The organism is Kosakonia sp. 1610 (assembly GCF_050435845.1).
In the GTDB taxonomy this organism is placed as follows: domain Bacteria; phylum Pseudomonadota; class Gammaproteobacteria; order Enterobacterales; family Enterobacteriaceae; genus Kosakonia; species Kosakonia cowanii.
In genome coordinates, this window is record NZ_JBNDKZ010000007.1 from 130,945 (window position 1) to 151,164 (window position 20,220).

The following is a 20,220-nucleotide window of genomic DNA, read 5'->3' on the forward strand; positions in this document are numbered from 1 at the left end:
TGCTTTAGAAGCCCAGCGAATCAAGCAGGTCATCGACCTGATCTTGCGTCGCCATTACTCCGGCTTTGTTGCTGTCGACCTGCGGACCGTTGACCAGCGTCACTTCATCCTCTTTCACTCTCTTCTCCTGCGGCGCATCTGGCACGTACTCCAGCAGCACCTGGATAAGCTCGGTCTCGACCGTTTCAATCAGCGACATCATGCGGCGAATCACCTGGCCGGTAAGATCCTGGAAGTCCTGCGCCATCATGATCTCCATCAGATGCTCATCGCTTTTGCGTGCCGCCTGCGGTGCCTGCGTCAGGTAGTCACGGGTCGCGGTGACTAACTCCCGGGCATCGGCGAGTTCCACGGGCGCGGCAAACCAGGCATCCCAACGTGTCGCCAGCTGCTCGCCGTCATTAACGATCCTCTCCTGCAGCGGGCGCGCCTCTTCGACGCAGGTCAGCACGCGCTCGGCGGCCTGCGCGGTTTTGCCTACCACATAGTTCAACCGCTCACGGGTATCCGGAATGGCATCAGCCGCTTCGATAATGGTGCGATCCAGCCCGAGGTCGACCAGGCTGTCGCGCAGCAGTCGCGCCAGTTGCCCGACGCGGGAGAAGATGCCTTTGAAATCCTCTTCAGGTTGCGTATGTTCCGCCGTCATGGGTTACCAGCCGATCTTTTCAAAAATTTTGTTCAGCTTCTCTTCAAGCGTCGCCGCGGTGAACGGTTTCACCACGTAGCCGCTGGCTCCGGCCTGCGCGGCGGCGATGATGTTCTCTTTCTTCGCTTCGGCAGTGACCATCAGCACCGGCATGGTTTTCAAATTCGCATCGTTGCGAATTTCCGTCAGCAGCTGTAAGCCGTCCATGTTGGGCATGTTCCAGTCGCTGATCACAAAGTCGAAGGCGTCTTCGCGCAGCTTGTTCAGCGCATCCAGGCCATCTTCCGCCTCTTCAACGCGGTTAAAGCCCAAATCTTTCAAAAGGTTGCGCACAATGCGTCGCATGGTGGCGAAGTCATCGACAACTAAAAAACGTAAGTTCTTGTCGGCCATCTCTATTTCCTAAACTCAGTAAGTGGAACGGGTAGTGGGGTGGTGGTTAAATTCTGCGAGCCTGATCGGCCGAGTGGTTCAAAATGTGCTGGCCAATCTGGTCCAGATCGACCGTTTCGCAGGCGGCGCCAAGGGCAATCGCTTCGCGCGGCATACCAAAGACCACGCAGCTGCGCTCGCTCTGGGCGATGGTCCATGCGCCGGCTTCACGCATCGCCAGCAGGCCGGCGGCACCGTCGCTGCCCATGCCGGTTAAAATCGCCCCGACGGCGTTTTTCCCCGCGCAGCGTGCGACGGAGTGAAAGAGCGCATCCACCGACGGACGATGGCGGTTGATCGGCGAGTCATCACTCAATTTGATGTGATAGTTCGCCCCGCTGCGCGTCAGCTCCATATGGAAGCCGCCCGGCGCGATGTAAACATGACCGGGCAGGACGCGGTCGCCCTCTTCAGCCTCCTGTACCGACATCTGACAGAGATGGTCGAGCCGGTTGGCGAACGAGCGGGTAAAACCGCCCGGCATATGCTGCGCAATCACGATGCCGGGGCTGGTGGCGGGCATCGGCACCAGCAGCTGGCGCAGCGCCTCGGTGCCACCGGTCGATGAACCAATAGCAATAATCTTTTCGCTGCCAATCAGCGGGCCGTGAACAATACGCCGCGGCTGCGGCTTACCGTCGCGGCGGGTCACGCGCGCTTTCGCCGCCATACGGATTTTGTCGACAATCATCTCGCTGTAGTGCGCCATGCCGTCCTGCAAACCGGTCTCCGGCTTGGTAATAAAATCAACCGCCCCCAGATCCAGCGCGCTGAGGGTAATGTCCGAGCCCTTATTGGTCAGCGAGGAGAGCATCACCACCGGCATCGGGCGCAGACGCATCAGGCGCTCAAGAAAATCGAGGCCATCCATACGCGGCATTTCAACATCCAGCGTCAGCACATCCGGGTTGTGCTGCTTGATCAAATCGCGGGCGATGATGGGATCGAGGGCAGTCGCTACCATTTCCATATCCGGTTGTTCATTGACGATGCGCGTCATGATTTTGCGAATCAGCGACGAGTCATCAATGCAGAGCACCTTAATCTTTTTCATCCTTCTCACTCCGCGAGGCGATAGACGGACTGTCCGAGCAAACGAAATGGACTGTTCATGTTTTGAAAATGTTCAGAGTGACCCACGAACAGCAGCCCGCCGGGCTTGAGCATTTTCGCGAAGCGCTGAAGTAGCTTCCCCTGGGTGTTGTGATCGAAATAGATCATCACGTTGCGGCAAAAAATCGCATCGAACGGGGCGGGAATATCCCACTGGCTTTCGATCAGGTTGAGCTGGCGAAACTGCACGCTGTTGCGCAATTCGCTTTTGATTTTCACCATATTTGCCTGCTCGCCAGTGCCGCGTAAAAACCAGCTTTTTTTCTGCTGCTCGCTCAGGTTGTCGATATCCGCCAGGCGATAAACGCCCTGTACCGCTCGCTCCAGCACGTCGGTGTCGATATCGGTCGCCAGCACGCGCGGGCCGGTAATACTGCGGCCCAGCGCCGCCTCCAGCGTCATCGCAATCGACCACGGCTCTTCGCCGGTTGAGGCTGCTGCGCACCAGACGCTGTACATTCCCGGTCGCGACTGGGCATGTTTCGCCAGCGTCGGAAAGTGGTACGCCTCGCGAAAAAAGGAGGTCAAATTGGTGGTCAGGGCGTTAATAAACTCCTGCCACTCGCGGCTGGTCGGGTTGTTGACCAGCAGCGCAATGTAGTCGTCGAATCTGCGCAGATTCAGCTCGCGCAGGCGACGGGAGAGGCGGTTGAACACCATGTCTTTTTTTTGCGGCGTCAACACAATGCCCGCGCGCTGGTAAATCAGCGCGCTGATTTTTTCTAATTCATGGCCGGTCAACGTGCCCGGAGTGGGCGCTGCGCTATCGGCAGATGAAAATCTATTTTTCTGGCTCTTTGTCATAAGTGTTGGCTTAAACCCATGGGTTTTTTAAACGCACATTGCTGGTGACGCTAAAATGAATCACCGGCGATATGCCGGCTATTTTATTAACAGTGATAAAACAGCCGGACTTATTCAGCCGTGAAAAATAGCAGCACTATTTTCGCGTTAATCGAGAATAAGATATTGCTTAGGCGTTATACCGGCATGCTCATTATTTCCTGGTAGGCGCTGACGAGTTTATTTCGTACCTGCACGCCCAGGTTTAACGCCACCGATGATTTTTGAATGGAGACCATCACATCATTCAGGCCGATCCCCTCGGCACCGGTGAGATAAGCCTGTGACTGTTGCTTAGCAAATGTCTGCATTCCGCTAATATTGTTAATGCTGTTAAGCAAAATATTAGAAAATTGTGAACTGCTTTCTGTTTTACGCGTCGCGTTGTTAAAGGGGTTTAACGCACTGATATCTGAGACTTGTCTGGCCTGCGACTGAATCTGATCCAATACGCCGCCTAATGTATTCATCGACATGAAAATGACCTTATTAGTTATTGGCCGCAAGCTTACCATGTGGTCTGAAAAACGACATAACGTGAATAGCTGACACAAATTTCACCTTATTACCACTTAGAAAAACGGGCTTTCTGTAGATAATACGCATCCGGGAATTTTCCTGAGAAATACATTTGCTTTTATTAATTGCATACCAGATGAGCCGAGCCGTAATTATTTTTACTTTTAATTCCGGCATTCACTTTTACAGGACATTGGCATGACTGCCACAATCACCGGTAGTAAAAAGAAAGGCATTGTCGATGTAAAGGCAGTGCTCGAAAATATTCGGGCTAACCCCCGCATCCTCTTTTTTGTCGCGGCTGCGGCCGCTATTTCTATTGTTATTGCGCTGATGTTCTGGGCGAAAGAACCAGACTACCGCGTGCTCTATAGCAATATCAGCGAGGAGGATGGCGGCGCGGTTGTCACCCAACTGAAACAGATGCAGGTGCCGTACCGTTTTGCCGAGCATGACGGCTCCATCGAGATCCCCTCAGAGCAGATCTACGAAGTGCGTCTCAAGCTGGCGCAGCAAGGGTTGCCGAAGGGCGGCTCGGTCGGTTTTGAACTGCTGGACCAGGAGAAGTTTGGTATCAGCCAGTTCAACGAGCAGGTCAATTTCCAGCGCGCGCTGGAGGGTGAACTGTCTCGCACTATCGAAACCCTCGGGCCGGTGCGCTCGGCGCGCGTCCACCTGGCAATGCCGAAGCCGTCGCTCTTTTTGCAGGATCGCAAAGAGCCTTCCGCTTCGGTGACGCTGAACCTGATTAATGGCAGAACGCTCGATTCAGGGCAGGTGAGCGCCATTACTTTCATGATCTCCAGCGCTGTGCCGGGACTGAGCGCCGATAGGGTAACGATTGTCGATCAGAGCGGCCACATGATGTCGCAGAGCGGCGCGCAGGCCACCCAGACCACGCAGCTGCAATATGTGCGCAAGATGGAGTCCGATTATCAGCGCCGTATTCAGGCGATCCTCGCGCCGATTGTCGGCACGCAGAACGTCAGAACTCAGGTAACAGCGCAGGTTGACTTCACCCAGCATGAGCAGACGGCGGAGCAGTATCAGCCGAACAGCCGCCCGGAAAATATGGCGATTCGCAGCCGTCAGAGCAGCAACAACGAGCAGGGCGGCAAAAATGCAGTCGGCGGCGTGCCGGGCGCGTTAAGCAACCAGCCACCGGCCCCGGTCTCCACGCCGATTGAAGATCCCGCAGCGCAGCAGGCCAACAGGCAGGGCGGCGCTAATGGTAATAACGCGGCACCCGCTGCGGCACCGGCACCGACGCTGACGCCTTACAACAAGCAGAGCGATGAGACCACCAACTACGAGGTGGATAAAACGCTGACCCACATCAAGCGCAACACCGGCGTGCTTGAGCGCCTCTCCGTTGCGGTGGTGGTGAACTATAAGGCGGGCAAAGATGGCAAGCCGGTGGCGCTCAACAAGGCGCAGCTGGATCAGATCAATGCGCTGGTGAAAGAGGTGATGGGCTTCTCCGACAAACGCGGCGATACGCTGAACGTCGTCAACACCCTCTTTACCGACCAGGAAGAGGAAGCGCCTGTTCCGCTGTGGAAACAGCCGGAATTTATCAAGCTGATGCTCTCCGGCGCGCGCTATCTGTTTGTGGCGCTGATCGCCTGGATCCTGTGGCGCAAGGCGGTGCAACCCTTCTGGATCCGCCATCAGGAGATGCTGATCCAGCGTCTGGAGATGGAGAAAGAGGTGCGCCAGGCGGAGCTGGATGAGCAGGTGCGTAAACGCCAGAGCGCGGAAACTGCCAAAGCGCAGCAGCGCGTCGAAACCGAACAACAGGCGCAACATCTGCGTGAAATGGCTGACCAGGAGCCGCAGGTCATCGCCCTGGTGATACGCCAATGGTTAAATAAGGAGCAGAAGTCGTCATGAACGCCGCCGAGAAATGCGCCATAGTCATGCTGACGCTCGGTGACGAGCGTGCAGCCGAAGTCTTTAAGCACCTGAATACCCACGAAGTGACGATGATCAGTAGCGCCATGGTCTCGATGGGCACCTACACCCACGACCAGCTGGCGGTGGTGATGAAGGAGTTCCGCCGCGATTCCGGTGAATTTGCGGTGCTGGATGTCAACACCAATGAATACCTGCGCAGCGTGCTGGTGAAAGCGCTGGGCGAAGAGCGCGCTAACACCCTGCTCGAAGATCTGCTTGAGGCTAACGATGATCGTAACGGCATCGAAACGCTCAACTTTATGGAGCCGCAGATGGTCTTCGATCTCATCCGTGATGAGCATCCGCAGATTATCGCCACCATCCTTGTCCACCTGAAACGCAGCCAGGCAGCCGATCTGCTGGCGAAATTCGACGAGCGCGAACGCAACGACATTCTGCTGCGTATTGCCACCTTCGGCGGCGTGCAGCCAGTGGCGCTGCAGGAGCTGACGGAAGTGCTCAACAACCTGCTGCATGGTCAGAACATCAAGCGCAACAAGATGGGCGGCGTGCGTCCGGCGGCGGAGATCCTCAACCTGATGAAATCTCATCAGGAAGATGCGGCTATCGAAGCGGTTCGCGAATACGACCAGGAGCTGGCGCAGAAAATTATCGACGAGATGTTCCTCTTCGAGAACCTGGTCGAGATGGAAGATCGCAGCATCCAGCGCATCCTGCAGGATATCGACAACGAATCGCTGATTGTCGCGCTGAAAGGCGTGGACGACGCGCTGCGCGACAAGTTCTTCCGCAATATGTCCAAACGTCAGGCCGACATTATGCGTGACGATCTGAACTCCCGTGGCCCTGTGCGTATGTCGCAGGTCGAAAACGAACAGAAAGCGATCCTGCTGGTGGTGCGTCGTCTGGCGGAGACCGGCGAGATTGTGATTGGTGGAGGCGACGATGCCTACGTCTAAGACCCAGTGGCACGCCTGGCGGCCTGAAAACCTGCTCGACGATACGTTAAGCAGCGAGCCCGAGCTGCGCACCGCCGTACCGGCCAGCGATCCGGCGAGTGAAGCGGCGCTACAAATGGAACTCTCACGCCTGCGCAAGCAGGCCGAGCAGAAAGGGTTTGCCCAGGGCCAGACGCGCGGCGTGGAAGAGGGGACAAAACTCGGCTACGCGAAAGGCTTTGAAGAGGGGCGCGAAGAGGGCATCGAGAAAGGGATGGCCGAGTACCGCCAGTTACAGCAAGCGCAGGCGCAGGAGTTCGCGCAGCTGGTTGATAACGTCAAAATTACCCTTGACAGCCTCGACAGCGTGATGCCCGCGCGGCTGGTGCAGGTGGCGCTGATGGCAGCGCGCAGCCTGCTCGGCGAAAGCGTGGTCTCAACCACCACCAACGCCTGGCTGCTGACCCGCATTCAGCAACTGTTGCAGGAAGATACCAAACAGCTGGGGCAGGTGAAGTTGTGGATCAGCCCGGAGGCGTCGGCGTCGGTTCAGGAGCAACTGGGCGAAGTGCTGCATGCCCGTGGCTGGGAGTTGTGCACCGATGCGCAGATGCTGCCGGGCGGTTGCCGCCTGACTACCGACGGCGGTGAGCTTGATGCCACCACCGAAACCCGCTGGAACGAACTCTGCACCCTGAGCCGGGAGGATTTCTCCTTATGACCGCGCGGCTGAAGACATGGCTTGATGGCGTGGATCTGCGCGAGAAGCGCATCGCGGCGCTGCCGCTGTTTCGCCGCTACGGCCGCCTGACCCGCGCCACCGGTCTGGTGATGGAAGCTGTCGGCCTGAAGCTGCCCATCGGCACGCTCTGCATTGTCGAGCGTGAAAGTGAAGAGGGGATCCAGCGGGTCGAGAGCGAAGTGGTCGGCTTTAATGGTGAGATCCTCTACTTGATGCCCCTTGAGAACGTCGAGGGCGTGTTGCCGGGCGCGCGCGTTTACGCGCTCGGCAGCAACACCAAAGGCAAACAGTTACCGCTGGGGCCGGAGCTGCTCGGGCGTGTGCTTGATGCCAGCGCCCGCCCGCTCGACGGCCTGCCGCCGCCCAACACCAGCGATCGCGGGCCGCTCTTTACGCCGCCGTTTAACCCGTTACAGCGCGATCCGATTAAAAACGTGCTCGATGTCGGCGTGCGCGCCATTAACGGCCTGCTTACCGTCGGGCGCGGGCAGCGCATGGGCCTGTTTGCTGGTTCCGGCGTCGGCAAAAGCGTGCTGCTGGGGATGATGGCGCGCTTTACCAAAGCGGATGTGATTGTCGTCGGTCTGATTGGCGAACGTGGCCGCGAAGTGAAAGATTTTATCGAAAACATTCTTGGCAAAGACGGGCTTAAACGCTCGGTGGTGATTGCTGCCCCGGCCGATGTTTCGCCGATTTTGCGTATGCAGGGCGCGGTTTACGCCACGCGCCTGGCAGAAGATTTCCGCGATCGCGGCCTCAACGTTCTGCTGATTATGGATTCCCTCACCCGTTACGCGATGGCACAGCGTGAGATCGCGCTGGCGATTGGCGAGCCGCCCGCCACCAAAGGCTATCCGCCCTCGGTGTTTGCCAAACTCCCCGCGCTGGTGGAGCGCGCCGGGAACGGCATCAAAGGCGGCGGTTCGATCACCGCCTTCTATACCGTGTTGACGGAAGGGGACGATCAGCAGGATCCGATCGCCGACTCGGCGCGCGCGATCCTCGATGGTCACGTGGTGCTCTCCCGTCGTCTGGCCGAGTCGGGCCACTATCCGGCGATCGACATAGAAGCCTCGATCAGCCGTGCGATGACCGAACTGATTGACCCGGCGCACTACAAAAAGGTGCAGCGCTTTAAGCAGATGCTCTCTTCGTATCAGCGCAACCGCGATCTGGTGAGCGTGGGGGCCTATGCTGCTGGCAGCGATCCGCTGCTGGATCAGGCGATTACCCTCTATCCAAAAATGGAGGCCTATCTGCACCAGGGCATTCATGAGTCCTGCGAATATGACGACTCCTATCGCGGGCTGTCGGCGCTCTTTCCACAGGGCAATAACGCGTAATGTGAAGGTGAAATGATGGCGAGCCAAAACCCGATGGATGTCCTGCGCGAGTTGGCAGAGAAGAAACTGAACGACACCACGACCCGCCTCGGTTCGGCGCGCCAGACCCACCTTAACGAAACCGCACGACTCGATCAGCTCAAGACCTATGCGCAAGAGTATCGCGAGCAGATGCAGTCGACGATTGTCGATCAGGGCGTATCGATTATGGCCCTCCAGGCGCACCAGCACTTTTTGACCTCGCTGGATGGCGTCGTGGCGCAACAAGTCAGGAGAGTATCTGCCAGTCAGTACACGGTGGATAACGTGCAGGAAGCATGGAGAAAAGATAAGCAGCGGCTGAATGCTTTCGAAGCACTGAAAAACCGTGCCGACGCACAGCGATTGTTAAAAGAGAACCGACTGGAACAGAAGATGATGGATGAGTTCGCTCGTCGCGCCAGTCAAAGGAATAAATAAGATGATTATCCGACATTCACTCCCGGCCTCGCCCGTTGACGCGGGACGTCAGACCGCTTCCGCCTCCTCCGCGCAGGAAGAGGGGCACTTCGCTGGCGAACTGAAAAAGCAGCTCTCATCCGGACAGGCTCAGGAGGCCCGGCAGAACGGCGCGCCGCAGGATAAGGTGAAAAAGCCTGCTGATAAAAAAGCGCAGCTCGCTGACGCCACGCCTGCGACTCAGGCTTTACCTGCCGACCTGCTTACCCAGGCGGCGACTACCCTGGCGATGCCGCTTGATGCCGCTGCCGCCACAGCGGATGCGCTGCTGGCACAGGGCGTGCAGACGGCGCAGGCCGATCTGGCGGCACTGCCGCAGGTGAGTGCCGATCCGACGCTGGCTGCCGCCGTACCGGCAAGCCCACTTCTCGGCGCGGCATTGCCGGTTGAGCCGCAGGCTGGCGATCCGCTGACTCAGGTCAATTTCACCGCCGTGCTGGATAAGGAAAAGCCGACCGAGGATCTGCCTGCTGGCGTTAAGCCGCAGCCGACACGGCCCGAGGCACAACCCGCGATGCCATTAGCGGAGCGTGCCGTTGAGGGTAAAGCGCAATCGTTAACTTCTGCTGACAGCAGCGCCCTGCCGACTTCACCTGCGGCTGCCCCCCTTAGCGAGAGCCTAACGCAGGCGCTGCATAACGTAAAAAGTGCAGAGCCGGTTGCCACGCCGCATATCGTCGCTCAGGCTGCGCCAGTGACGGCGACCGCTCCCGCCACCGCGATCGCTACCTCAACCGTTGCAACCGCTACGTTACAGGCGGAGGTCGGCACCCCGGCCTGGCAGCAATCTTTAGGTCAACAGATTGCCGTCTTTAGCCGTAACGGCGTGCATCACGCCGAGCTGCGCCTCCATCCGGAAGAGCTGGGCGCGCTGCAGGTGAGCCTGCGGGTAAATAACGATCAGGCGCAGGTGCATTTTGTCTCCGAGAGCCACCACGTTCGCGCGGCGCTGGAGTCGGCAATGCCGAACCTGCGCACCATGCTTGAGGAGTCCGGTATTTCCCTCGGGCAGAGCAGCGTAGGTGCAGACACCTCCTCTTCGGCGGGTGATGCCCACTCCGGTCATACATCCGGACAAGGAAAGTCTGAGAGCGGGCAGGGCGATCTGAGTGTTTCCTCCGAGGAGGAGAGCCCGGTCGTCACGCGCGTTATGCATTATTCGCGCGGAATCAACACCTTTGCGTAATAGCCGGGCGTGAACTGGCAAGGTGCCGTCACTAATTTCAGTTTTTCAATGAATTGTCCTGGATGGGTGCTGTATTAAAATAACGGCATTCCATCAGGTCATTCGCCAGTCGCGTGATTGCTGATTTAATTTTTACTACAGAGTTATCCATCAAATGCCGAAGAAAAAACAAGCAGCGCAAGGCGGGAAAAAAAGTCCGCTATTAATTTTACTCATCCTGTTAGTTGTCCTGGGTGTCTGCGCAATTGGCGCGTATGCCTATGTGGAAATCAGTAAATTAAAAAATCAGGTCACCCATATTAATAGTGGCAAGCCGCCCGCAGCACCGGTAGTGGAAGCGACGCCGGTTTATATGGATCTCGACACCTTTACCGTCAGCCTGAAACCCGATGCCCATGACAGCGATCGTATTCTCTATATCGGCCTGACCTTTAAAGTTGCGAGCGCTGAAGCGAAAATCGCGCTGGAAAAACATCTGCCGGAAATTCGTAGCCATTTACTGGTGCTCTTTTCTCAACAAACTGCGGCTGAATTAACCGGCGATCAGGCAAAAGCTTTACTCGCGGCGAAAACCAAAGATGCGGTTAATGCCTCACTCCCAGGCCAGCATAAACCGATGGTAACAAACGTCCTGTTTAATGCATTTATCTTACGGTAATCATAATGTCGGACAGTATTTTATCCCAGGATGAGATCGACAATCTTCTGAATGGCGGTCCCAGCAGCAGTGAAAATAGTGCGCCGGCCACCCCCGCATCGCCAGAAGATAATATTAAGCCTTACGATCCGAATACGCAGCGTCGTGTTGTCCGTGAACGTTTATATTCGTTAGAGATTATCAACGAACGTTTTGCGCGCCAGTTTCGCATCGGCTTATTTAATATTTTGCGTCGTAGCCCGGATGTCACCGCAGGAAACATTAAGATTCAGCCGTACCATGAGTTTGCGCGTAATCTGCCGGTGATGACCAGCCTGAACCTGATGAACATGAACCCGCTACGCGGCACGGCGCTGTTCGTCTTCTCGCCAAATCTGGTCTTTACGGCGGTAGATAACCTTTTTGGCGGTGACGGTCGCTTCCCGACCAAGGCGGACGGACGCGAATTTACCCCAACGGAACAGCGCATTATTCAGCGCATGTTAGCGATGGCGCGCGAGGCCTATGACTATGCCTGGACCTCAATTTTCAAAATTAAAACCGAGTTTGTGCGTTCTGAATTACAGGTGAAATTTACCAATATCACCTCATCACCGAACGATATTGTGGTGACGACGCCTTTTCAGGTGGATATTGGCTCGCACAGCGGTGAGTTACAGATCTGTATGCCGTTTAGCATTATTGAGCCGATTCGCGAATTGTTAACCAATCCGCCGCTGGAAAACTCGCAGCATGAAAATAATCAGTGGCGCAGTTCATTAGCCTCGCAAATGCGCGATACCGAACTGGAGTTGGTAGTGAAATTTGCTGAGATCTCCACCCGTCTCTCAAGAATTATGAAGCTAAAACCGGATGACATTATTCCGCTGGATAAGCCCGAGCAGCTTGGCGGGTTTGTTAATGATGTGCCGGTAATGACCGGTAAATACGGTAGCGCAAATAATCAATACGCCATCCAGGTTGATGCGTTACAGAATTCAACATTGTTAGGTTTCAAGAAGGAGTAATTGTCGTATGAGCGATATGGAACATGATTCAGGCTCAAATAAGTCTTCGCTCGGCGACATTTGGGGCGACGCAATGAGTGAACAGTTGTCCAGTGAAAACAGTGCCGAGGTGCTTTCCCAGGCGGAAGATGTAATGGTGAATTTATCTGAAGATTTAAATCTGGTGCTCGATATCCCGGTGAAAATGACCGTGGAATTAGGCCGCACCAAAATGACGATCAAAGAGTTATTGCGATTAAGCCCAGGCTCCATAGTTTCTCTGGATGGCCTCGCGGGCGAGCCGCTTGATATTTTGATCAATGGTTATTTAATCGCGCAGGGCGAGGTCGTGGTGGTTTCCGATAAATTCGGCATCCGTATTACCGACATTATTACCCCGTCTGAGCGCATGCATCGTTTGAGCAGATAATGAATACGCCGTCGCTTAATGCTGTTCAGCCCGTCTCCGCAGCGCCAGCAATGGCGCCTGTTGGCACCGGCAATATTATCGGCGCACTGGCGCTGGTGATCCTGTTAATGGCGGCTATCGCCTGGATCGCCCGCCGCAGTGGCGTCGCTACGCGAATGGTAAAGGGACATAACATTCTTTGTGTGAAACACACCCAGTCAATCGGTGCGCGCGAGCGCCTGGTGGTGGTCGAAGTGGACGACAAATGGCTGCTGCTGGGCGTGACGCAGGACAATATCACTAACCTGATGACCATGGAGAAACGGGCAGACGTTGAAGAGAGTAAAACAGCCTCCTTCCTGCCAACTTTCCAGAGCGCGTTAGTGAACTGCATTGCCCGGCGCAAAGGTGAGAGCAAATAAGATGAAACGTAACGCTCGCCTGCTGATGCCCCTCTGCGGCCTTGGCCTGGCGCTCGCCGGATGGCTGCTCCCGGCCCAGATGGCGCTGGCGGCCAACAATGACATTCTGCTCTCGCACTCCGCGAACGGCGAGAGCTGGTCGCTGCCGGTCCAGACCCTGGTGCTGCTGACCTCGCTCACCTTTTTGCCCGCCATCCTGCTGATGATGACCGGCTTTACCCGCATCGTGATTGTGCTGGGGCTGCTGCGCAGCGCGCTCGGTACGGCAAGCACGCCGCCCAACCAGGTGCTGCTCGGGCTGGCGCTCTTTTTGACCTTCTTCGTGATGTCGCCGGTGCTGAACCGGGTCTATGACGACGCCTGGGTGCCGCTGTCGCAGGACAAGATCTCTATGGAAGTCGCCATAGAGAAGGGCTCGCAGCCGCTGCGTGCCTTCATGCTGAAGCAGACCCGTGAAGGGGATCTGGCGCTCTTCTCCCGCATTGCGAACGCTGGCGACTTCGCTAACGCCGACGCGGTGCCGATGAGCATCCTGGTGCCTGCGTTTGTCACCAGTGAGCTGAAAACCGGCTTCCAGATTGGCTTCACGCTGTTTATTCCGTTTCTCATCATTGACCTGGTGGTCGCCAGCATTCTGATGGCGCTGGGGATGATGATGGTGCCGCCGGCGACGATTTCGCTGCCCTTTAAGCTGATGCTGTTTGTGCTGGTCGATGGCTGGCAGCTGATTATTGGTTCCCTCGCGCAGAGCTTCTTTTAGCAAGAGAGTAAAAAATGACACCTGAAAGTGTAATGTCGCTGGGGTTCCAGGCCACCAAAGTGGGGCTGATGATCGCCACCCCGCTGCTGTTAGCCGCACTGGCGGCTGGCCTGCTGGTCAGCATTCTGCAGGCTTCAACGCAGATCAACGAAATGACTCTGTCGTTTATTCCCAAGATCCTGACGCTGGTGGTGGTACTTATCGCCTGCGGCCCGTGGATGTTAACCACGCTGGTTGACTACATGCGCGGGCTCTTTACCAGCTTGCCGTACCTTATTCGCTAACTATGTTTACGCTCTCGCTGGTTCACCTCTATGACAACGTAAACCAGTACTTCTGGCCCTGCCTGCGCATGCTGGCGCTGTTCGGCGCCGCGCCGATTTTCAGCGAGAAGCCGCTCAGCGCCCGCTTTAAAGTAGCGCTGGGGCTGTTAACCGCTTTTCTTATTGCGCCGCAGCTGCCCGCCAGCAACATTGCCATCGCCTCGCTGGATGGCTTCTGGGCCTGCTGCCAGCAGCTGATTATCGGCATCGCCATTGGCCTTTCCGTGCAGCTGATTTTTGTCGCCGTGCGCCACGCGGGCGAGATTATCGGTATGCAGATGGGGCTCTCCTTTGCCATGGTTTACGATCCTGCCGGCGGCCCGAGTATGCCGGTGGTCGCGCGCCTGTTAAACCTCTTTGTCACGCTGCTGTTTCTCACTTTTGATGGACATCTCTATATGCTGGAAGTGCTGGCCAGCAGTTTCACCGCGTTTCCGATCAACGCCGCACCGTTGGGTGCAAACGGCTTTATGGCGATGGTCAGCGCCGGGGAGATGATCTTCCGTTACGGCATGATGCTCGGCCTGCCGGTTATCACTCTGCTGCTGTGCCTCAACCTGACCATGGGGCTGCTCAACCGCCTCTCGCCGCAGCTCTCCATCTTCGTCATTGGTTTTCCGATTTCATTAACCGTCGGCATGGTCGCCATGTCGCTGGTGATGTTCACGCTGGCTCCCTTCTTCGAAAATATGATGGGCGGCATTTTTGACCGCCTGTTCGTGATCCTTACGGGGTTCAGATAGCTATGAAGGGATGCTGCTATTTACCGTGCTGTTATTCACTTTTCGTCACCGGAGGTGACGTTTGCCAGGGAAGGGGTTATGAGCCTGAAATCCTCCGTCAGTAACGCTAATGTTTTGATTTACAGCGAAGATCACTTTTCGGCGATGGGACTGATCACGCTGATAAAGCTCTATCGCCCCAATTTACGCGTCAGCTATATCAGCAGCCTTGAGGAGGCGAGCCGGGCGACCGGGAATAAGCTGCGTATTCTGGTGGCGGTGGCCACTCAGGCCACTAATCTGATGTCGTTGATGCAGACCACCCACTATTTGCGGGAGCTGAAAGAGGAGTTGCCCTGCCTGTTGCTGTGCGAGGATTTCGATCCCGTGCTGCCCGCGCTGCTGCCGGATATGCTGCGGCTCAGCCTTAATGCGCCGATCCGCACGGTATTTGAGTCGATTACCGGCCTGATGTCGAAAAAGCGCGCGAAACCGCAGGAACTTTCGGTTCTGCCGCTGCTGACTCATCGCCAGCGCGAAGTGTTATGCCTGCTGGCGTCCGGCTCCAGCGCGCAGGAGGTCTCCTCTACGCTCGGCATCAGCCTGAAAACCGCCTACGTTCACCGGCGCGATATTCTCACGCGTCTTAACATCGGCCCGAGCTACTACCGCGGCGTCTTTACCGGCCGCCTGGCCTGATGTCGTCGGTTCAGAAACATAAAAGCCCCGGCGGGCCGCACTATGGCTGACCCGTCGGGGCTTTCATTGATAACCCGCTGTAACGCCTGTTATTGCAGGGTTGTCATGGTGCCGGCAGCGAAATCGAGCTGCGGGCTTCTTTTCATCGCCCGGGAAGGCGGTACACAAAGACTACAGGTAAAACCGTTAAACATATGCTCTGGCGTGCTGACAAAATTGCCGCCGCAGCAGTCGCACTGGGTCTGCTTCAGCATGCCGCCCTCCATAAAACGCAGCAGCGTCCACGCGCGGGTCAGCCCCAGTACCGGCTCCTCGTCCGCCTGCGCCAGGCCGTGTTCCAGATAGATACGGTAGGCTTTAATCATCAGCTCTACAGAGCGACCTTTTTCCGCTCTCTGCAAATAGCGGTAAATATTGTAGAAAATTGACGAGTGAATATTCTGCTCCCACGACATATACCAGTCAGCGGAGAACGGCAGCATACCTTTCGGCGGCGAATCGCCTTTCAACTCTTTATAGAGTTTTAACAGACGACGGCGGCTTAAATTAGTTTCACTCTCCAGAACCTGCATCCTCGCACCGAAATTAATTAACTCCATCGCGATTTGCGCGTCTTTAATTTCAGACATGATGCTTTTTTCGTGCAGCATTATCTCGCTCATTACGCTGCCTCGTCGCCGTTATTATCAACCGTGTTGAGCAGGTTGCTCGACAGAATAATCCCGGTGTGCAGACGTTGCAGTGCATCGATACGGGACTCTTTTGTCAGGCAGTTAATCACCACATCATCATCGATACGCAGGCGGCTGATCAGCTGCCCGGTAGAGGCGAGTTTAATCAGTTGCGGCAGCGATAAGTGGCTTAGCGTCTCCAGCGTGGCATCGTTCAGGCCAAGGCGGAAACCGGCAGCAATCTTATCTTCACGGATCAAACGCTGCGCCAGTAATAAATAGGAGAGGTTCAGATCCTGAATAGACTGCATCTGTTCTTCAAAATTGTGTTCGTTCATAAGTTGCTCCCGTAACACCACACCGGATGCGGAATTACTATTATTTAACAATAAATATGCGAGCAACCACTTTATTTCGATAAGAAAAAACTAACTAATAAATGAAACTTAACACTCTTATTGTGCAGGCGATGTTTTTTATTCCTGCATCTGTTTGTCTTTAAGTTGTTCCCTAAGACGGAAATAAGATTACACATTTGACTTAATTCAAACAATCGCCTAAATGCGGAAAAAAGCGGATCATTGCATTTCCGCTTTTATTGTTTCTGATTGATGCCTTTATTTTCAATATGTTGCCTTAACATTGCCTGTGCGCTTACTTTAATTACATAATCGAAGCCGTTGAAATGAAAAAGATTCTCTTTTTCAGAAAGTTGTTATCTTATTGAATTATCTGATCTACGGAAAAATATATTATGTACCCGCGCCTTTGTATTTGAAGGGGCAATAAGTCATGTAGTAATGCATTAAATAAACACCTTATGTGTGGTTTTTACCGGGGCGAACAACGTTTTTCCCGGTAAAGCGAGGATACCCCCTCACCCGGCGGTAATGACAATTCACGTTTGTTAACCAGGAGCTTCAGCGATGCGTGCAGCGATCGCGTTAGCCATGATGTTGTCCGGATCTTTGCCCGCCTGGGCGGATAATTCCCCCGCGCCGGAAAACCAACAGATTGCGGGCCTGCTCCGCACGCCGCTGATGCTGCCGGTGACGCTTGCGAACGGCCAGCCTGCGCTGCTGGAGGCGTTTGTCACCCGACCGGCGAACAACGACCCTGCGCCAGTTGCACTTATAACCAACGGCACGGCGGACACCGCCAGCTTTGACCGCTTTGTGATGAACCCTAACCGCTATGCCTCGACGGCGATAGCATTTGCCCGCCACGGCTATGCGGCGGTGGTTGTGCTGCGCCAGGGGTATGGGCAGTCGAGCGGGGCGGCGGAGTATGCGGGCGGCTCGTGCGCGCAGCCGCATCATCAACTGGCAGGTGAGCGCGATCGCGATACCTTGCTGGCGGCGCTGAAGGCGATCCGTCAGCAGCCGTGGGCGTCGCCGAAGCAGGCGGTGCTGGTGGGGATGTCCTCCGGCGGTTTCGCCATGCTGGCGACCGGCGCGGCCAACCCGCCCGGCGTGCAGGCGATAATTAACTTTGACGGCGGGCGCGGCGCGCTGGATGGCAAATCCTTCTGCGACCAGCCCGGCTTGCTGAAGGCGCTTACCGATTACGGTAAGAGAACCACGATTCCGTCGCTGTGGCTTTACGCCGCCAACGACCGCTCGTTTCCGCCAACTGCGGCGAAAGCGATGTTCAGCGCTTACCAGAAGGACGGTGCGCCCGCGAAGTTCGTCGCGATGCCGGCATTTGGCGAGAATGGCCATACCTTTATGGACTCGGCCCCCGAGGCGTTCTGGTGGAAGCCGGTCGCAAACTTCTTACAGCAGCAGGTGCTGCCCTATCAGCCCATTGCCGCGCTTCCCGAAACGAAACTTCCTGTGCCGTCGGTACTGAATGACGAAGGGCGCAAGGCGTTTCAGGAATATGCTGCATCGCAACGTTATGAAAAGGCGTTCGCCATCGACGCGCAGGGAGACTGGGGTGTTGCTTATTGGGCGAGAACGCGCGACGAGGCGGCGGAAAGCGCGCTCGGCTACTGCGCAAAACAGCAGGAAGCTGGCAAGGCGGGATGCCACCTCTACACTATTAATAATGAGGTTGTACCTGAACAGACCGTGCAACGTTAGTGAAAATCAGGAGGAACGATGAGACCACCGATGACCGATGACGAAATCACGTTACTGAAAGCGGACCTCGATAAGCTGGGGGAGAGCCAGCTGGTGGGGATTGAGGCCTATGAGGCGCTGCATCTTTTGGAGATCCGCAGGATGACGGCGAAGCTCGAGCACATTAAGCGGCTGTTGGGGAGCGAAGAGAACGAAGTGTAACGCCGGGCGGGTTCCCTGAAGTTTTGCAAGAAGGGTTCCAGTTTCGAACGTATTCGCAGCCGTAAAGCGGTTTTCCTTGCCGGGCGTCGTTAGACGCGCCGGTAAGGCTGACCCTCGCGTGCCGGGTTAGCTTCTCAGATGATGGCAACTGAAAGGCAAATGGCGGTGCGCGACACGGCTTCAAGTGTGACGCGGTTGGCAGGGCCAGTTAAATGTCGAACCCTAACGCTTTGACCATCTCACAGACTTTTATTGCACCGTTGAAATTTAAATGGTCGGCATCGTAAAAATCTTCAGGCGCGAATGTCTTAAGCTTATTAAGATCCGTGATAAAGATATTGCTGTCATCGGTAACGCTTTTCAAATATGCCAGCGTTTCTTCTTTCAGGTTTTTGTCGTAATTTTCGATATAGAATTCAGTGAACGGCATTACGATAATATTAAGCGTTGCGTTTGTTTCTTTTATTAACGCAGTCAGCGATGACATGACACGCTTATTATTCTCAAAGCTGTGCTTTCGTTGATAATTTCTTGATAGCTCTGATGCCCGATTGAGAATTTCTGAGGAGGAGTATGTGAAATCCGTGCGGGAACTTCTGCCATTGATGAAATACAGGGATTTTTTTACTGCCGACTCATCCTGCAGCAATCTGTCCAGCGTGGCTAACTCCTCATCATTGGAGAATTGCGGATAAATATGGTTTTTATAGGTTTGCTGAACGAGCAGGTCAAGAGGGCCTAATATGTGCTGCGTGACGGGTGTCTGATTTAACGCTTCGTTTTTGTTTCTGTAATGGTATTCGACATTCTGGCTTTTGCAGAAATAGCGCGCCACAGGGAACATCGGCGACGCCCCCATCGATAGCTCATAAAAAGCGTCATACAGCCCCACGCAGAGGATAAAGTTTCTAATGTTGGTGGTGCCGGTTATGTGTTTTATCAGGCTGTATGTCCACGTAAAATCCCCAGAAAACATGGAAAGATTGACTGCTTTATCTAATAAAGCATCCGGGAACCCCTGGTATGCGTAGGATGATCCTATTATCACGCTCTTTACTTCAGCCTCGCCGTTAAGTTTCTGGTAACGCGCGTTGAGAAGAGGGATAAATCCAACATCCATATCCAGATGCGTGCTTTTCTTTTCGGGGAGCAGTAGCGTGGTAAGCGCCTCGGGGAGCTTTATATTGTTATTTTTAATAAAGTTGAAGCCTATATGATCCGTGATAACCACGGGGATAAGTGAGTCGTCCTCCGGATTTATCTTTATGCTTGCCGGATCAGTATCTGCATCGATTTCAAAAAGCGTAATTTTTCCCATATTGGGTGGAAGGAACAGCACATTAAGTCGATAGGTGTCCCAGTTTTTTCCTACGAAATAAACATGACAGGACTGCATTAAGAGAAAATTGACAAAGAAGTTGTTTAAGCTCGATATCAGATTATCAACGTCTTCAGGGGTAACGTTTTTTTCGGCACAATAAATAAGCGTGTTAATAAACGACGCTGTTATCTCATCATCATTTAGCAGCTACTATTTTTGATAATTAACTCTTTTAATTCATCAACGACAGCATCACTATTAATCCAGCTGAGTTTTTGTGCCAGGACATGAACTTCTTTTAGGAAAATAACAGCGTTGCTCATTGTGTCACCTGATAGACGGTCAAAATAACGTAATTGTGATAAGCATACCTGTTTTTATTGGAACAGGAGTATAGAGAAGGCGCTCCGTCAGGGAAGCAATGCAAGGAAACCTGGATGCAGATCACAAAATGAACACTTCTTTACGATAAATTTGCTGAAGGCGATTTATGCGCTTTTTGAAGGCGGTGGAGGCAATGAGGAAAATGAACCTGATTAGTTTTGGGGCTAAGAGCTCTTCAGGTGGTTTCTGTTCTTATCAACGATGAGTCTCCCCTGAGTGCATCTTGATGTAGCGTGAAGAGTAAGTGTGCAGCCATTGCTCTGAAGTTTTGCGAGAAGGGTTCCAGTTTCGAAACGACGCGCTACTATAGAGCGGTTTTTCCTTGCCGATTGTAGGGTTTTCTTTTTATTGTTTGGCCGCGCCTGCCACAGCAGGCGTCGGGATTGACCTCCTGAAAACC

25 protein-coding genes are annotated in these 20,220 nt (G+C 54.8%); 16 read left to right on the forward strand and 9 right to left on the reverse strand.

Annotated features, from left to right (window positions below; all coding sequences use genetic code 11):
- Positions 1–4: 4 nt before the first annotated feature.
- The 5 genes from cheZ to fliE form a co-directional block, all read right to left on the reverse strand.
- The gene (gene cheZ, locus ABIC80_RS18130) at positions 5–649 is read right to left on the reverse strand and encodes a protein phosphatase CheZ (RefSeq protein WP_042712454.1); all 645 of its coding nucleotides are present in this window, start codon (positions 647–649) and stop codon (positions 5–7) included.
- A 3-nt stretch (positions 650–652) separates the two neighbouring features.
- A complete protein-coding gene (gene cheY / locus ABIC80_RS18135) occupies positions 653–1,042 on the reverse strand; it encodes a chemotaxis response regulator CheY (RefSeq protein WP_042712453.1) in 390 nt (129 codons plus the stop codon).
- A 46-nt stretch (positions 1,043–1,088) separates the two neighbouring features.
- Positions 1,089–2,135: a protein-glutamate methylesterase/protein-glutamine glutaminase gene (locus tag ABIC80_RS18140; RefSeq protein WP_429178085.1), complete on the reverse strand. Its 1,047-nt coding sequence runs from the start codon at positions 2,133–2,135 to the stop codon at positions 1,089–1,091.
- Positions 2,136–2,140: 5 nt separating this feature from the next.
- On the reverse strand, positions 2,141–2,998 hold the full coding sequence (locus tag ABIC80_RS18145) for a CheR family methyltransferase (RefSeq protein WP_139965836.1): 858 nt from the start codon (positions 2,996–2,998) through the stop codon (positions 2,141–2,143).
- Positions 2,999–3,174: 176 nt separating this feature from the next.
- A complete protein-coding gene (gene fliE / locus ABIC80_RS18150; RefSeq protein ID WP_042712451.1) occupies positions 3,175–3,513 on the reverse strand; it encodes a flagellar hook-basal body complex protein FliE in 339 nt (112 codons plus the stop codon).
- A gap of 241 nt (positions 3,514–3,754) precedes the next feature.
- On the opposite strand from fliE, the gene fliF reads away from it, so the two are divergent.
- From fliF to ABIC80_RS18220, 14 genes are all read left to right on the forward strand, one after another.
- Positions 3,755–5,449, forward strand: a complete 1,695-nt coding sequence (fliF, locus tag ABIC80_RS18155; protein WP_200580643.1) for a flagellar basal-body MS-ring/collar protein FliF — start codon at positions 3,755–3,757, stop codon at positions 5,447–5,449.
- Positions 5,446–6,432: a flagellar motor switch protein FliG gene (gene fliG, locus ABIC80_RS18160; RefSeq protein WP_042712448.1), complete on the forward strand. Its 987-nt coding sequence runs from the start codon at positions 5,446–5,448 to the stop codon at positions 6,430–6,432. Before fliF ends, fliG begins: the two co-directional genes overlap by 4 nt.
- Complete coding sequence (locus ABIC80_RS18165; protein WP_429178087.1) at positions 6,419–7,132, forward strand: flagellar assembly protein FliH; 714 nt, start codon at positions 6,419–6,421, stop codon at positions 7,130–7,132. Before fliG ends, ABIC80_RS18165 begins: the two co-directional genes overlap by 14 nt.
- Complete coding sequence (gene fliI, locus ABIC80_RS18170) at positions 7,129–8,496, forward strand: flagellar protein export ATPase FliI (RefSeq protein ID WP_042712446.1); 1,368 nt, start codon at positions 7,129–7,131, stop codon at positions 8,494–8,496. Before ABIC80_RS18165 ends, fliI begins: the two co-directional genes overlap by 4 nt.
- 12 nt (positions 8,497–8,508) lie before the next feature.
- The gene (gene fliJ / locus ABIC80_RS18175) at positions 8,509–8,955 is read left to right on the forward strand and encodes a flagellar export protein FliJ (RefSeq protein ID WP_225975664.1); all 447 of its coding nucleotides are present in this window, start codon (positions 8,509–8,511) and stop codon (positions 8,953–8,955) included.
- Position 8,956: 1 nt separating this feature from the next.
- Complete coding sequence (locus ABIC80_RS18180) at positions 8,957–10,180, forward strand: flagellar hook-length control protein FliK (protein WP_429178089.1); 1,224 nt, start codon at positions 8,957–8,959, stop codon at positions 10,178–10,180.
- A gap of 262 nt (positions 10,181–10,442) precedes the next feature.
- Positions 10,443–10,838, forward strand: coding sequence for a flagellar basal body-associated FliL family protein (locus ABIC80_RS18185; RefSeq protein ID WP_313276905.1), 396 nt, complete (start codon positions 10,443–10,445; stop codon positions 10,836–10,838).
- Positions 10,839–10,843: 5 nt separating this feature from the next.
- Positions 10,844–11,845, forward strand: a complete 1,002-nt coding sequence (fliM, locus tag ABIC80_RS18190) for a flagellar motor switch protein FliM (protein WP_312278389.1) — start codon at positions 10,844–10,846, stop codon at positions 11,843–11,845.
- Between the two features lie 7 nt (positions 11,846–11,852).
- Positions 11,853–12,254 carry a flagellar motor switch protein FliN gene (gene fliN, locus ABIC80_RS18195; protein ID WP_312278388.1) on the forward strand — a complete coding sequence of 134 codons (402 nt, stop codon included), beginning with the start codon at positions 11,853–11,855 and terminating at the stop codon, positions 12,252–12,254.
- Positions 12,254–12,655: a flagellar biosynthetic protein FliO gene (fliO, locus tag ABIC80_RS18200; protein ID WP_429178091.1), complete on the forward strand. Its 402-nt coding sequence runs from the start codon at positions 12,254–12,256 to the stop codon at positions 12,653–12,655. The genes fliN and fliO overlap by 1 nt, the downstream gene beginning before the upstream one ends.
- 1 nt (position 12,656) lies before the next feature.
- Entirely contained in the window at positions 12,657–13,415 is a 759-nt protein-coding gene (gene fliP / locus ABIC80_RS18205; protein ID WP_083699326.1) for a flagellar type III secretion system pore protein FliP, read from the forward strand.
- A gap of 14 nt (positions 13,416–13,429) precedes the next feature.
- Positions 13,430–13,699, forward strand: coding sequence for a flagellar biosynthesis protein FliQ (gene fliQ, locus ABIC80_RS18210; RefSeq protein WP_042712437.1), 270 nt, complete (start codon positions 13,430–13,432; stop codon positions 13,697–13,699).
- A 2-nt stretch (positions 13,700–13,701) separates the two neighbouring features.
- Positions 13,702–14,481 (forward strand): flagellar biosynthetic protein FliR, encoded by a 780-nt coding sequence (gene fliR, locus ABIC80_RS18215; RefSeq protein WP_042712436.1) that lies wholly within the window; start codon positions 13,702–13,704, stop codon positions 14,479–14,481.
- Between the two features lie 78 nt (positions 14,482–14,559).
- Positions 14,560–15,159 (forward strand): helix-turn-helix transcriptional regulator, encoded by a 600-nt coding sequence (locus ABIC80_RS18220; RefSeq protein WP_429178093.1) that lies wholly within the window; start codon positions 14,560–14,562, stop codon positions 15,157–15,159.
- Between the two features lie 89 nt (positions 15,160–15,248).
- Here ABIC80_RS18220 and flhC read toward each other — a convergent pair whose 3' ends face one another.
- Positions 15,249–15,809 (reverse strand): flagellar transcriptional regulator FlhC, encoded by a 561-nt coding sequence (gene flhC, locus ABIC80_RS18225; protein ID WP_042712517.1) that lies wholly within the window; start codon positions 15,807–15,809, stop codon positions 15,249–15,251.
- A gap of 11 nt (positions 15,810–15,820) precedes the next feature.
- Positions 15,821–16,168, reverse strand: coding sequence for a flagellar transcriptional regulator FlhD (gene flhD / locus ABIC80_RS18230; protein WP_042712433.1), 348 nt, complete (start codon positions 16,166–16,168; stop codon positions 15,821–15,823).
- 612 nt (positions 16,169–16,780) lie between these two features.
- Between flhD and ABIC80_RS18235 the strand changes: the two genes are divergently transcribed.
- Complete coding sequence (locus ABIC80_RS18235) at positions 16,781–17,914, forward strand: dienelactone hydrolase family protein (RefSeq protein WP_429178157.1); 1,134 nt, start codon at positions 16,781–16,783, stop codon at positions 17,912–17,914.
- Positions 17,915–17,932: 18 nt separating this feature from the next.
- On the forward strand, positions 17,933–18,115 hold the full coding sequence (locus tag ABIC80_RS18240; RefSeq protein ID WP_042712430.1) for a hypothetical protein: 183 nt from the start codon (positions 17,933–17,935) through the stop codon (positions 18,113–18,115).
- A gap of 208 nt (positions 18,116–18,323) precedes the next feature.
- Here ABIC80_RS18240 and ABIC80_RS18245 read toward each other — a convergent pair whose 3' ends face one another.
- Both ABIC80_RS18245 and ABIC80_RS18250 read right to left on the reverse strand, forming a co-directional pair.
- On the reverse strand, positions 18,324–19,433 hold the full coding sequence (locus tag ABIC80_RS18245) for a hypothetical protein (protein ID WP_429178095.1): 1,110 nt from the start codon (positions 19,431–19,433) through the stop codon (positions 18,324–18,326).
- Between the two features lie 203 nt (positions 19,434–19,636).
- A complete protein-coding gene (locus ABIC80_RS18250) occupies positions 19,637–19,759 on the reverse strand; it encodes a hypothetical protein (RefSeq protein WP_429178097.1) in 123 nt (40 codons plus the stop codon).
- Positions 19,760–20,220 lie beyond the last annotated feature (461 nt).